The following is a 13,027-nucleotide window of genomic DNA, read 5'->3' as shown; positions in this document are numbered from 1 at the left end:
CCCTCGATGATCGGCAGTCGCGGCATTAAGCGCCAGCGCATACTTCTCAATCCCGTTTAGCATCGCTTAATGACCCTGGACGTAGGACGGCTCCGAGTGCTGGTCGAGGTGGCCCGTGCGGGCTCGATCGCCGAGGCGGCCCGCCGCATGTCGTACACCCCCTCGGCGCTCTCCCAGCAGCTCAGCAAGCTGGAGGCGGAGCTGCGGGCCCGCCTGGTCGAGCGCAGCGGCACCGGCATCCGGCTCACCGAGGCCGGCGCCGTCCTGGTGCACCACGCCGAACGGGTCCTGGGAGAGCTCCGCGAGGCCGAGGCCGCCACCGCCGCGGTCCTGGGAGCGGAACAGCGGCGGATGGCGATCGGCACCTTCGCCACCGCCGGCGCCGCCCTGGTCCCCGCGGCCCTCGTCGAGCTCCGCGCGCGGCACCCCGACGTCCAGTTGTCCCTGCGCGACCTGGAGCCGCCCGACGGCTACGGCCTGGTCACCTCCGGCGACCTCGACCTGCTGATCACCCACCGCTACCCGGGCGTGCCGTCCGTGCCCACCGGCGGCCTGATCCGCCGGCCGCTGCTCAACGATCCGCTGCGCCTGGCGCTCCCGGCCACCCGCCCGGCGAACGGGAAGCTGGACCCGGCCGCCGAGCACTGGATCTCCGGCGGCCCGGGCGTGCCCAACCGCACGTGCCTGGACATGCTCGCCGCCCGGATCGGCTTCACTCCCAGGATCAGCTACGAGACCGCCGACTACGGCCTCACCCTGGCCCTGGTCCGCGCCGGCCTCGGCATCGCCCTGGTCCCCGCGATGGTGCTGCGGGAGCATCCGGGCCTGCGCGTCCGCGAGTGGGGCACCGCCCGGCCCGCCCGCGAGATCTGCGTCGTCCACAGGAGACGCCCCACCCCGCTGGTGACCGAAGTGGTCACCCTCATCCGCGAGGCGGCGCAAGCCCTGTCATGATCCTCGGGGCCGGAGGAGGGCGGGATCGATGACGGTTCTGGTGGTGGGTGCGACCGGCAGCGTAGGCGTCCACACGACGAGGGCGCTGCTGGCCAGGGGCACCGACGTACGAGCCCTGGTCCGAAAAGCGTCGCTCCCCGAGGGCGTGACCCCGGTCCTGGGCAATCTCCGCGACGAGGCGTCGGTGACCGCCGCGCTGAGCGGCGTGAGCGCGGCCCTTTACACCTCCCCGCACGACCCGGACGAGGAGCGCCTGGCCGAGACCTTCGCCCGCGCCTGCGAACGCCTGGGCACCCGGCTGGTCTTCTGCGGCGTGTACGCGGGCGGCCTCCGCCGGTTCGTCTACGAGCGATTCCTCCCGCACTACCGCGGCAAGCTGCGGATCGGCGCCCGCATGCACCGCTCCCCGGTCTGCGACGTGGTGCTCGCCCCGACGAACTTCTACCAGAACGACGAGATCATCAAGGCCGACATCCTGGCCGGACGCTACCCTTTGCCGGCCCATCCGCGCGGCGTCAACCGGGTCGACCTGCGCGACGTCGGCGAGGTGCTGGCCCGGGCCCTGACCGACCCGGCGTTCCCGGCGGTGACCGGCACGCTGGCCGGCCCCGCCTCGATCAGCGGCCGCGCGGCGGCGCAGACCTGGGCGAGCGCGCTCGGCCGCCCGGTCGAGTACCAGGACGCGGAGAGCGCCTGGCGCCCGGCCCTGGCCCGGGGCCTCGCCGGCCAGAAGCTGGCGGACTTCGGCCACACGTACCGGCTGCTCTCCCGCATCCCGGTGCCCACCTCGGCCAGGGACGTCGCCCTGATCACCGGCCTGCTGGGCCGGCCACCACGGTCGTACGAGGACTACGTCCGGGACACCGCCGCCGACTGGGCCGCCACGCCGTAGCCCGGGTCAGCGGTTGCGCCACCGCGGCTTGCGTTTCTGGGCGAACGCCGTCAGCCCCTCGATCGCGTCCTCGCTGACCATCAGGTCGTCGAGGGCCGGGCTGTGGTGGGTCACCGCGTCGACCACGTCCGGGATGCCCCGGGTCTCCTCCATCACCTGCAGCGAGATCCGCACCGAGGTGGGCGACCCGTCGAGAATCTCGGCCGCCAGCTCTCGCGCCCCGGCCAGCGCCCGCCCCGCCGGCGTGACCCGGTTGACCAGGCCGTACGCCTGTGCCTCGGCGGCGGTCAGCCGGCGGCCGGTCAGGATCATCTCGTTCGCCAGCTTCGGTGGCAGCATGCGCGGCAGCCGCACCACTCCCCCGGCCCCGGCGATCAGCCCGACCTTCACCTCGCTGAGCGCGAACCTTGCCGTCTCGTCGGCGACCACCAGGTGACAGGCCAGCGCGATCTCGCACCCGCCGCCCATCGCGAAGCCGTTGACCGCGGCGATGACCGGTTTGGGCAGGCTGCGGCGGCTGGTCAGGCCCGCGAACCCGTTCTTCGGCACCCACATCGGCTGGCCCGACCCCGAGTAGATCAGGTCATTGCCGGCCGAGAACGCCTTGTCGCCGGCCCCGGTCAGGATCGCCACCCACAGGTCGTCGTCCGCGAAATAGGCGTCGAACGCGTGGTCGAGCTCGTCGTTGGCCATCGGGTGCAGGCTGTTTCGCGCCTCCGGCCGGTTGATGGTGACTTCGAGCAGATGTCCCTCTCGCCGTACGAGAATGTGCTCGTAGCGTTCTCGAAGCACCGCCGGCGACACCGGAAAGAGCGCGTCCATCGCTTCCGGCGAAACCGTCACCCGGTTGCCGAAGCCGAACGACCGCACGTATACGCGTTTGCCGATCGGCTCGTCGGTGCCGAGCAATGCCAAAATCGAAAAGTCCCGATCGTCCGTACGGGAGATGAACCGTCGCCCGTCCGACTCGAGGCGCCCGATCACGATGCCGGTCCGCTTCCCGTCGCGCGCCTGCTTCACCGTGTACGTCTCGACGGTCGCCCAGCCGTCCGCCTGCCGCGCCTCGACCGGCGCCGCCCACGAGTCGATCTCCGCCTGCAGTTCCCGGGACCGGTCCGCCCGCCACGGCGACGGCGTGGTCGTATAGACCCCGGCCGAGTACTTGCTCATCGTCCCGCCATTGGCCCCGACGAATCCGTAACTGCCCGGCGAACGGCGCGCCAACTCGACGGTCGTGGCGATCGCGTGCATCGAGTAGTTGTTGCCGGCCCCGCCGAAGAACGGCAGTCCGCCGGTCACCGTCAGCCCGCGCGGGTCGTCCGCCGCCAGCCCGAATGCGTCCGCGATATTGAACACCGGCGCCGGGAAACAGCTGTACAGATCGATGGTGGCGACATCGTCCATCCCGATTCCGGCCACTTCCAGGGCGTGCCGCGCGGCCATCACCGACGCCGGGCCGGCCGACAGATCCGCCCGCTCCATCAGGTCGCGCTCGCGCAGGTCGGCGTGCCCGGCCAGGAACACCCACTTCGCCCGCGGAATGCCCAGTCGCCGCGCCTCGCCGACCGACGTCAGCAGCACCGCCGCGCCCTGGTTCACCTTTTCCCGGGCGACGACATAGCGGGTGTACGGGTCGGCGATCGGCCGGTTCGCCGCGCTCGGCGTGACCAACTCCGCCGCGCTGCGCTCGATCGGCGCCGCCGCGTACGGATTGGCCGCCGCGACCCGGGTGAACGGCTCGAACAACGCCCCGATCGCCGCCGCGTACTCCTCCCGCGACTGCTTGAGCCGGGCCCGCCGGGCGTTCTCGAAAAGCGCGTACTGGCTCGGCGCGTCGGTCAGCCCGTGCGCCGCCTGATGCATGCTGACCAGCCCGTGCAGCCCGTATCCGCGGTCCTCCAGATCGCCGTCGACGTGCTCGGTGAAATCGGGTTTCGACTCGTCCCCGGCGTACCTCTCAATGGTGGAAATCGCCTCCGACCCGAAGATCAATACCGAGCCGCAGGACCCCGCGGCAATGGCGGCCGCGAATTCGTTGACCAGGTGCTGCGGGCTCTGCCCACCCGCCACCTCGAGCACCGCCCGGCGCGGCGTGACGCCTACGCGCCCGGCGACCGAGCGCGGGAAATTGTCCGACCGGCCCAGCGGCGCCCGGGCCATCGGCATCGAGTTCTCGAACTGCCGGGTGCCCGCCACCGTGTCGATCGCCGCGACGACCTCCCGCGAGGGCGAACCGGTGTCCGCGATCGCCGCCCGCGCGGCGTCCGCGGCCAATTCCACCGGCGACCGGCGCCGATACCCCGGCTCGTCGAGGCGCTCCGCGGACTGCCCGACGCCTGCCACGATCGGCGTACGCGGGTCGAGGTCGTCCGGTGTCATGAATGTCTCCAATACTGAACGCTTCCCGTTCACTTATGGCGACTGTATCCTGACGGAATCCGTTCAGCAATATGGAGATCGTGATGAGCGCTACGCCGACCGCGCCCGGCCGGCCCCGGGACCCGGCGGTCGACCGCCGGATCGCCCAGGCCGCCCTGGACGTCTTCGGCGACGCCGGCTGGGCCGGGTTCGCGATGGAGGCCGTGGCGAAGCGGGCCGGCGTCGGCAAGGCGTCGCTCTACCTGCGCTGGAGCAACAAGGAGGCGCTGCTCACCGACGCGCTGACGGCCGGCCTGCCGCGAATCAGCGACGTCGACACCGGCACCCTGCACGGCGACCTGGCCGAGCTCGCCACCCAGATCCTCGATCTCTACCTCGGCCCGGCCAGCCGCGCCGCGATGCGGCTCAACCTGGAGGCACACACCATTCCCGGCATCGCCGAACACTACGAAGCCCTGCGGACGTCCCAGGTGCTGGCCGCCCGCGCGATCGTCCGGCGCGGCATCGACCGGGGCGAGTTGCCCGGCACGGTCCCGATCACGCTGCTGCTGGACACCCTGGTCGGCGGCGCGATGATGCACGCGATGACCACCCCGGCCGGCAGGCGCGCCGCCCTGGCGAGCGACACGGCGGCCCACGCGGCCCGGCTGGTCGACTTCCTGCTGCACTCCGTCACCGCGAGCCACGCATGATCGTCACCGGAGAGGCTCAGCACCGGGCCTGGCAGCAGCGCGTCCTCCCGCCGGTCGAGCAGGTCCGCCCGGGCGTCTGGTCGATCCCGGTGCCGATCCCGCACAATCCGTTGCGTTACACCCTGGCGTACGCGTTCCTCGACGATCCCGCCGTGCTGCTGGTCGACCCGGGCTGGGAGAGCGACGAGAGCCGGGAGGCGCTGACCGCGGGCCTGCGCCTGGCCGGGGCCGCGGTCGCCGACGTCACCGGCGTGCTGGTCACCCACGTGCACTTCGACCACCACGGCCTCAGCGGCTGGGTCCGCGAGCGGTCCGGGGCGTGGATCGGCATGCACCCGGCCGAGGCCCGCGCGCTGCCGGGCCGGACGTGGCACGACGGCGCCGCCGCGGCCGACCACGCGTGGCTGCTGCGCCACGGCGTACCCGCCGGCGAAGCCGCGATCCTGGTGGTGGATCCGGCGAAGGTGGGCGACATCCTCGAGATGGTCGAGCCCGACCGTACGTTCGAGGACGGCGACCTGCTGCCGACGGCCCGGCACGAGCTGCGCGCGGTCTGGACGCCCGGCCACACCCCCGGCCACCTGTGCCTGCACGACGCGGCGGCCGGCCTGCTGCTCACCGGCGACCACCTGCTCCCCCGGATCACCCCGAACATCGGCGTGCACGACGACGAGGACGACCCGCTCAGCGACTACCTGGCGTCGCTGGAGCGGACCGCCAAGTTCACCGCCGAGGAGGCGCTGCCGGCGCACGAGTACCGCTTCCGCGGCATCGACGCCCGCGCCGCCGACCTGATCGCCCACCACGACGAACGCGGCCACGAGATCCTCACCGTCCTGGACCGCCTCGGCCCGTCGACCGGCTGGGCGATCGCCGCCGAGCTGACCTGGTCGCGCGGCTGGGACGCGCTGCGCGGCATGCTGCGCCGGATGGCCCTCGCCGAGACCCTCGCCCACCTGCACTACCTGGCCGGCACCGGCGCGGTCCGCCCGGACGGCGGCACCCCGGAGCGCTGGCGCCGCTAGATCTGGATCTCGCCGCGGGCCCACCGTTCCTGGACCGCCTCGACCAGGCCCGCGACCACCCGATCGGCGACCCGGGCGCCCAGCCAGACCAGTCCGAGGTGGAACGGCGGCCCGTCGGTCAGCGGCACGATCGCGAACGCCGGGTCGTCGAAGATCCGGGCCGATCCGCCGGTCTCCGGGGCCAGCGTGAACGTCAGGTCGCCGGTGCGGCGCACGTGGCCGGCCAGCATCGCCGAGTCGGCGCCGGGCAGCATGCGCACCCGGCGCAGGCCGCGGCCGAGCAGCCCGTCCCGCATCTGCTCCATCGCGGCCGGCTGCAGGCTCAGCGGGAACGTCACCACGGTCCGGTCGGCCAGGTCGGCCAGGTCCAGCGACGACCGCCCGGCGAGCGGGTCGTCCCGGCGCATCGCCACGAAGAAGCGATACGCCGCCAGCGGCAACGCCTCCATCGCCGGGTCGTCGACCGGCAGGTGCACCACGGCCGCGTCCAGCTCACCCCGCCCGAGCGCCGGCAGCAGCTCCGAGGAGGGCGCCAGCGTCACGTCGACGGTCCGGCCCGGGTTGCCCTTCTCCGCGCACTCGACCACCGCGTCCAGGATGGCCGGCGGCGACAGGTGCGACCCGCCGAGCCGCACCACCCGGCTCTCCCCGGCCGCGACCAGCTGGACCTCGCTGCGCAGCCGGTCGAACTCGGCGAGCAGCGGCGGCACCCGGCGGGCCAGCTCCCGCCCGGCAGGGGTCAGCTGGATCCGGTGGTAGCCGCGGACGAACAGCTCGGCGCCCAGCTCCCGTTCCAGATCCTTGACGATCCGGCTGACCGGCGAGGCGGTCATGTGCAGGCGCTCGGCCGCCCGGCCGAAATGCAGCTCCTCGGCGACCGCGAGGAAGCAGCGCAGCTGGGCGATGTCCACGCACCCATCCTGCGGTGCCGGACGATCACCGGCAAGGAAGCACGTTGCGGCGGGCGGCACGTAGCGTGCCGGAAACAGTGATTTACGGACGTCCGGGCGCCCGGTCATCGTGTGACGTACCGCACCGCACCCGCCGAGGAGGCCGCCCGTGGACGAGATCCTGCCGCTGACCGGAGTCCGGGTCGTGGACCGCACCGACGGCCTCGGCGAGACGACCGGGCGGCTGCTCGCCGACCTCGGCGCCGACGTGATCCGGGTGGAGCCGGCCGAGGGCGCGGCGTCCCGCCGGCGCGAGCCGGTCGTCGACGGGGTGAGCCTCTACTACGCGACGCACAACGCGAACAAGCGCGCGGTCGTGGCCGCCGGCGACGATCTGCAGCGCCTGGTCGACAGCGCCGACATCTACCTGACCAATGAAGCGTCCTGGCTGCCGGCGCCGCGGCCCGGCCTGGTCGTGGTGGCGATCACCGACTTCGGGCTGACCGGGCCGTACCGGGACTGGCAGGCGACCGAGTGGACGCATCTCGCGCTCGGCGGGGTGCTCTGCCGATCCGGGCTGCCGGGTCGCGCGCCGTTGCTTCCACCGGGTTCCCTGGCGTACGAGTCGGCAGCCGCCCAGGCGGCGTGGGCGGCTCTGGTGGCCTACTTCGCCGGCACTGGTGACCTGGTCGACGTGTCGGTCTACGAGGCGACCGCCCAGGTGCTCGACCCGGGCTTCGGCATCGGCGGCAGCGCGACCGGCGGCGTCCCGGCCGCCGACGGGCCGCGGGGCCGCCCCGACGCCCGGCACCTCTACCCGATCTTCCGCTGCGCCGACGGCTGGGTCCGGATCTGCGTGCTCGCGCCGCGCCAGTGGCAGGGCATGTTCACCTGGCTCGGCTCGCCCCCGGAGTTCGCCGACCCGGCGCTGGCCAGCCTCGGCAAGCGGTTCGCCGCCGCCGGCCGGATCTACCCGGCGATCGGCCGCCTCTTCGCCACCCGCACCCGGCAGCAGATCGTCGCCGAGGGCCAGCGGCACGGCGTCCCGACCGCCGCGCTCCTGGAGCCGACCGAGGTGCTGCACGCCGACCAGTTCACCGCCCGCGGGCTCTTCACCCCGATCGAGGAGGTCCCCGGTGCCCTGATGCCGAACGGCTACCTCGAGATCGACGGCCGCCGCGCCGGCATCCGGATCCCCGCACCCGTCCACGGCCAGCACACCACCGAGGTTTTCGCCGCCCTACCCCCCACCGAACCTTCCGCGTACGGACTCTCCGCGTACGGAACGGAACGGTCCCGCCCGCTGGCCGGGCTGCGGGTGCTCGACCTGGGTGTGATCGTGGTCGGGGCCGAGCTGGGCCGGCTCTTCGCGGACCTGGGTGCCGAGGTCATCAAGGTCGAGAACAAGGCGTTCCCGGACGGCAGCCGGCAGACCTTCGACGGCTCGGCGATCAGCGCGGGCTTCGCCTACGGGCACCGCAACAAGCTCGGCCTCGGCCTCAACCTGCGTACGACCGACGGCATCGCGCTGTTCAAGCGGCTGGTCGCGGAGTCGGACGTGGTGCTCGCCAACTTCAAGCCGGGCACGATGGAGTCGCTCGGACTCGGCCACGACGAGCTGGCCGCGATCAACCCCGGGATCGTGGTCGCCGACTCCAGCGCGTTCGGGCCGACCGGGCCGTGGAGCAAGCGGATGGGGTACGGGCCGCTGGTCCGCGCCACGACCGGGCTGAGCGGGCTGTGGCGCTACCCCGACGACGAGGCCGGCCACAGCGACGCGTCCACGATCTACCCCGACCACGTGGCGGCCCGCTTCGAGGCGGTCGCCATCCTGGCCAAACTGATCGCCCGCCGCCGCACCGGCCGCGGCGGCACGGTCAGCGTCGCCCAGGCCGAGATCATCCTGGGCCAGCTCGCCCACCAGCTCGCGCTCGAGTCGGTACGCCCGGGCTCGCTGGCCCCGGCCGGCAGCGCGACGTGGGGGCTCGCCCCGAGCGGAGACGCCGCCGACGAGCAGGGAGTGGCCGCCCCGGGCGAGGACGCCCGGGACGCGCGGCGAGAGCCTGCCACCGGCGGGGACGCCCGGGACGCGCCGTGGGGGCTCTACCCCTGCGCGGGCGACGACGAATGGTGCGTGGTGACCGTGCGGGGCGACGAGGACTGGGTGCGGCTGGAAGGCGTACTCGCAACCGGTCTTGATCTTCCCACGGCCGGGGACCGGATCCCCCGGCGGGAGGAGCTGGATGCCCTGGTGGCGGCGTGGACGTCGAAGCGTGCGCCGCGCGACGCGATGGCCGAGTTGCAGGCGGCCGGCGTGCCCGCCGCGATGATGCAGCGGATCCCGGAGCTGCTGGACGACCCCCATCTGGCCGCGCGGGGCTTCTTCCGCACGATGGTGCATCCGCGGATCGCCGAGAAAATGCCGACCGAGAACGCGCCCGCCGTCTTCGCGAACGTCGCGCCGCCGCCGCTCGACCCGGCGCCGCTGCCCGGCGAGCACTCCCGGGAGATCCTGACGCGGGTGCTGGGCCTGCCGCCGGAGGAGATCGACGCGCTGATCGCGGCGGGCGTGGTCGAGCAGTGGGCGGCCTGAACAGCGATCAGGGGACGACGGTGACCGGCCAGCGCCCGCAGCGGGTCAGCTTCACGGCGAGCGAGCCGATCACCCGGTGCAGGATCTTGGTGGAGCGCCCGACGATCACCGCGTCCGGGTGGACCTCCCCGGCCACGTCGAGCAGCTCCGCGTAGGGCTCGCCGCTGCGCACCACCAGCTGCACGTCGAGATCGAGCACGGCCACCCGCTGCGCGATCGCCGCCCGGAGCTCCCGCTCGACCTGGTCCTGCGCCTCGATCACGGTCCCGGCCGCGCCGGCGACGGGCACCGCGTAGGCGCTCGGCTGCTTCACGTAGACCGCGACCAGCCGGCTGCGCTGTCGCCGGGCGAGGCCGGCGGCATAGGCGGCCGCGCGCAGCGACGACGTCGAACCGTCGACGCCCACGAGAATCGTGGCCGGACCGTCCTTGCACCTCTCCGGGGCGGCCTTGGAGCGCGGCAGCAGCGAGTCGTCAGTCATGACGCGGACCCTCCGTTGCTGAACGTTCGTTGTTCAGCAACGCCCACTTTATGGTGACGTCGACCGATCAGCAATGGCGGGGTGTGACGGCGTTCTCACCACGGAAGCTTGCGCAATGGGCAAGTTTGGATGACGCTTGATCAGTGACCAGGAAACTGCGGGCGGTGGGCATCGGAGCGGTGCTGCTCCTGCTCACGGTCGAGCTGGTGCTGGGCTGGCACTCGCTGGCCGGCGCGCTGCGCCAGCTGCGCACGCCGCATCTCGGCTGGCTCGCCCTGGCCGTCTTCGTCGAGCTGGGCGCGATGAACGCGTACGGGCGGATGCAGAGTCACCTGCTGCGCTCGGCCGGCGTCCGCGCCCCGGTGATCGAGCACCTGCGCCTCGCGTATGCCGCGCACTCGCTGAGCGCGACGCTGCCCGGCGGCCCGGCGTTCTCCACCCGCTTCAACTACCAGCAGATGCGTCGCCTCGGCGCCACCCCGGCCATCGCGTCGTGGGCGATCGCGCTCAGCGGCATCCTCTCCACCTGCGCGCTCGGCGTCGTCACGCTCGGCAGCGCCCTGGCGGCCGGCGGCGCCACCCACTGGCAACATCTGCTCTGGTGGCTGCTCGCGGCGGTCGCGTTGATTCTGGGCGTACGTCATCTGGGCCGTCACCCGGAGGTTCTGCGATCGCCCCTGGCGGCCGTCAACCGGCTGCGCCACCGTCCCGAGACCGACGGCTCGGACCGTCTGCGCGGCTTCCTCGAGCAGTTGCGGGCGGCCCAGCTGACCCTCCGCCACGGCGCGCCGGCCGCGATCCTCGCCCTGGCCAACTGGCTGCTCGACGCGCTCTGCCTGTGGCTGTGCTTCCGCGCGGTCGGCGAAGAGCCGGCCGCCCTGACCGTCGTGCTGCTCGCCTTCTGCGCCGCGATGGCCGCCGGCACCATCACGATCGTCCCCGGCGGCCTCGGCATCATCGACAGCGCCCTGATCCTCGGCCTGATCGCCGGCGGCGTCCCCACCGCGGCCGCCGTCGCCACGGTCGTCCTCTACCGCGTGATCAGCTTCGGCTTCATCGTCGCGCTGGGCTGGCTCTCCTGGCTCGGCATGCGCTCCCCTCGCACCGCCGAGCCCGTCCCGGCCGTGACTCCCGCCCAGGCGGGGGCCACGGCCGCGGCCGCCGACACGCCCACGCCCGCTCCCGCCCGCACGGCCGCCGCGGACGCGCCCGCCCCCGCCCGCTTGGCCGCCGCGGACGCACCCACCCCCGCCAGCTTGGCCGCCGCGGACGCACCCGCCCCCGCCAGCTTGGCCGCCGCGGACGCACCCGCCCCCGCCCGCTTGGCCGCCGCGGACGCGCCCGCCCCCGCCCGCACGCCCGTCCTCGCCCGCACCCGCACGGCCGCCCGCACCCGCACGGCCGCTCCCGCCCGCACGGGCGGCCCCGCGCGCACGCCCGCGCCAGCCCGCACTGCGATCATTGCCGACGCGCCGATTCTCGCCCGCACGCCGACGCTCGGCCTCACGCCCGCCCTCGCCCTCGCGGTGACCCTCGGCTCGCTGTCCGCCCTCGCGCCCGTCTGGCCCGCAGCGCCCGCCGCGCCCGCCGCCCCGCACACGGAACCCCGGCCCGCGGAGATCCTCAGCTAGCCGCGGCGAGCGCCGATGGTCCCGGCGATGACCGCCGTGGACAGCCCGATCGTGGCCCTTGACGCAGCCTCGCCCGCGGTGGATCGCCGCCGCTGGCTCCGCCTGGCCGGCATCGCCGCTGTCGTCGTACTGTTCGGCGTCGAGCTGGTGCTGGGCTGGCACTCGCTGAGCAGCGCCCTGCGCCAGCTGCGCACCCCGCACCTGGGCTGGCTGGCCCTGGCCACCGTCGCCGAGCTGGTCGCGATGAACGCCTACGGCCGCATGCAGCGTTACCTGCTGCGCTCGGCCGGCGTGCACGCCCCGCTGGTCGAGCACCTGCGCCTGGCCTACGCCGCACACTCGCTCAGCGCGACGCTGCCCGGCGGACCAGCCTTCTCCACCCGCTTCAACTACCAGCAGATGCGCCGCTTCGGCGCCACCCCCGCCATCGCCTCCTGGTGCATCGCCCTCAGCGGCATCCTCTCCGCCTGCGCCCTGGCCGTGGTCACGCTGGTCAGCGCCCTCGCCGCGGGCGGCGTCACGCACTGGCAGCACCTGGCCGCCCTGCTGGTCGCCGGCGTCCTGCTGACCCTGGGCGTACGCCGGGTGGCCCGCGACCCGGACACCGTGCGCCCACTGATCCGCCTGGTCAACCGCCTGCGCCGCCGCCCCGAGACGGACGGCGACGAGCGCATCCGCGGCTTCCTGGAGCAGCTGCGCGCCGCCCGCCTGCGCCCCGGCCACGGCGCGGCCGCGGCCCTCTACGCCCTCGCGAACTGGTTCCTGGACGCCCTCTGCCTGTGGCTCTGCTTCCGCGCCGTGGGCGTGACCCCGGCCGGCCTGCCCGACGTGCTCCTGGCCTTCTGCGCCGCGATGGCCGCCGGCACCATCACGATCGTCCCCGGCGGCCTCGGCATCATCGACAGCGCCCTGATCCTCGGCCTGATCGCCAGCGGCGTGCACACCACGGCCGCCGTGGCAGCGGTCGTCCTCTACCGCCCACCACGCCCGCCGCAGCGCCCACCACCACGCCCGCCGCAGCGCCCACCACCACGCCCGCCGCAGCGCCCACCACCACGCCCGCCGCAGCGCCTACCACGACGCCAGTCGCCACGCCCACCACCACGCCCGCCACAGCATTTGTCGCCGCGCCTGCCACGGCGTCCACGTCTGTCGCCGGCGACTGAGCGGCACATCTCGGTGGCCGACCGCTCAGGCCGGCCACCCGCCGGGATAGGCGCAGGTCAGCAGGTACCTGCGGCTCCCTTTGCTCTGCGCACGCATACGCACCGAAATCGAATAGGCGTTCATCTTCGGTGCGTATCGGTGCGCAGAGCAAAGGGAGCCGCACCCTGGCCGTGAGCCGCAACGTCGCGAATCGGTGCGCAGAGCAAAAAGGGTGGCCGCACCCTGGCCGTGAGCCGCAACGTCGCGTATCGGTGCGCAGAGCAAGGGGGGCCGCAAGGTGGGCGTGAGCTGCGACGTCCCTATCTCCGCCGCCGCGGTGAGCG

At 73.6% G+C, this 13,027-nt stretch carries 10 protein-coding genes; 7 read left to right on the top strand and 3 right to left on the bottom strand.

The window, feature by feature from the left end; genetic code table 11:
- Positions 1 to 69: 69 nt before the first annotated feature.
- Both IH26_RS0117750 and IH26_RS0117745 read left to right on the top strand, forming a co-directional pair.
- Entirely contained in the window at positions 70 to 954 is an 885-nt protein-coding gene (locus tag IH26_RS0117750; RefSeq protein ID WP_030437317.1) for a LysR family transcriptional regulator, read from the top strand.
- A 28-nt stretch (positions 955 to 982) separates the two neighbouring features.
- On the top strand, positions 983 to 1,846 hold the full coding sequence (locus tag IH26_RS0117745) for an SDR family oxidoreductase (RefSeq protein ID WP_030437316.1): 864 nt from the start codon (positions 983 to 985) through the stop codon (positions 1,844 to 1,846).
- A gap of 6 nt (positions 1,847 to 1,852) precedes the next feature.
- Here IH26_RS0117745 and IH26_RS0117740 read toward each other — a convergent pair whose 3' ends face one another.
- Complete coding sequence (locus IH26_RS0117740) at positions 1,853 to 4,225, bottom strand: acetyl-CoA acetyltransferase (RefSeq protein ID WP_030437315.1); 2,373 nt, start codon at positions 4,223 to 4,225, stop codon at positions 1,853 to 1,855.
- An 83-nt stretch (positions 4,226 to 4,308) separates the two neighbouring features.
- Here IH26_RS0117740 and IH26_RS0117735 point away from each other — a divergent pair, with 83 nt between their 5' ends.
- Both IH26_RS0117735 and IH26_RS0117730 read left to right on the top strand, forming a co-directional pair.
- Positions 4,309 to 4,917, top strand: a complete 609-nt coding sequence (locus IH26_RS0117735; protein ID WP_030437314.1) for a TetR/AcrR family transcriptional regulator — start codon at positions 4,309 to 4,311, stop codon at positions 4,915 to 4,917.
- Entirely contained in the window at positions 4,914 to 5,942 is a 1,029-nt protein-coding gene (locus tag IH26_RS0117730; protein ID WP_034215489.1) for an MBL fold metallo-hydrolase, read from the top strand. Before IH26_RS0117735 ends, IH26_RS0117730 begins: the two co-directional genes overlap by 4 nt.
- Here the strand turns inward: IH26_RS0117730 and IH26_RS0117725 are convergent.
- The gene (locus IH26_RS0117725; RefSeq protein WP_051808232.1) at positions 5,939 to 6,853 is read right to left on the bottom strand and encodes a LysR family transcriptional regulator; all 915 of its coding nucleotides are present in this window, start codon (positions 6,851 to 6,853) and stop codon (positions 5,939 to 5,941) included. The two genes, IH26_RS0117730 and IH26_RS0117725, sit on opposite strands and share 4 nt — an antisense overlap.
- 148 nt (positions 6,854 to 7,001) lie before the next feature.
- Between IH26_RS0117725 and IH26_RS0117720 the strand changes: the two genes are divergently transcribed.
- Entirely contained in the window at positions 7,002 to 9,425 is a 2,424-nt protein-coding gene (locus IH26_RS0117720; RefSeq protein WP_211268667.1) for a CaiB/BaiF CoA-transferase family protein, read from the top strand.
- 7 nt (positions 9,426 to 9,432) lie between these two features.
- Here IH26_RS0117720 and IH26_RS0117715 read toward each other — a convergent pair whose 3' ends face one another.
- Positions 9,433 to 9,906, bottom strand: coding sequence for a universal stress protein (locus IH26_RS0117715; RefSeq protein WP_030437310.1), 474 nt, complete (start codon positions 9,904 to 9,906; stop codon positions 9,433 to 9,435).
- A 143-nt stretch (positions 9,907 to 10,049) separates the two neighbouring features.
- Here IH26_RS0117715 and IH26_RS62885 point away from each other — a divergent pair, with 143 nt between their 5' ends.
- Positions 10,050 to 11,537, top strand: a complete 1,488-nt coding sequence (locus IH26_RS62885) for a lysylphosphatidylglycerol synthase transmembrane domain-containing protein (RefSeq protein WP_084598885.1) — start codon at positions 10,050 to 10,052, stop codon at positions 11,535 to 11,537.
- A 27-nt stretch (positions 11,538 to 11,564) separates the two neighbouring features.
- Entirely contained in the window at positions 11,565 to 12,878 is a 1,314-nt protein-coding gene (locus tag IH26_RS0117705) for a lysylphosphatidylglycerol synthase transmembrane domain-containing protein (RefSeq protein WP_245665261.1), read from the top strand.
- The last annotated feature ends 149 nt before the right edge of the window (positions 12,879 to 13,027 follow it).

The sequence above is a fragment of the Actinoplanes subtropicus genome (genome assembly GCF_000721705.1).
Lineage (GTDB): Bacteria > Actinomycetota > Actinomycetes > Mycobacteriales > Micromonosporaceae > Actinoplanes > Actinoplanes subtropicus.
The sequence above is the reverse complement of the archived record's forward strand: the minus strand, read 5'-3'. Positions and strand labels throughout refer to the sequence as shown.

What these genes read in the sequence shown, in the direction of transcription:
- IH26_RS0117750 (WP_030437317.1), top strand. Translation starts at nt 70, where the DNA reads ATGACCCTGGACGTAGGACGGCTCCGAGTGCTGGTCGAGGTGGCCCGT.
- IH26_RS0117745 (WP_030437316.1), top strand. Translation starts at nt 983, where the DNA reads ATGACGGTTCTGGTGGTGGGTGCGACCGGCAGCGTAGGCGTCCACACG.
- IH26_RS0117740 (WP_030437315.1), bottom strand. Translation starts at nt 4,225, where the DNA reads ATGACACCGGACGACCTCGACCCGCGTACGCCGATCGTGGCAGGCGTC.
- IH26_RS0117735 (WP_030437314.1), top strand. Translation starts at nt 4,309, where the DNA reads ATGAGCGCTACGCCGACCGCGCCCGGCCGGCCCCGGGACCCGGCGGTC.
- IH26_RS0117730 (WP_034215489.1), top strand. Translation starts at nt 4,914, where the DNA reads ATGATCGTCACCGGAGAGGCTCAGCACCGGGCCTGGCAGCAGCGCGTC.
- IH26_RS0117715 (WP_030437310.1), bottom strand. Translation starts at nt 9,906, where the DNA reads ATGACTGACGACTCGCTGCTGCCGCGCTCCAAGGCCGCCCCGGAGAGG.
- IH26_RS0117705 (WP_245665261.1), top strand. Translation starts at nt 11,565, where the DNA reads ATGACCGCCGTGGACAGCCCGATCGTGGCCCTTGACGCAGCCTCGCCC.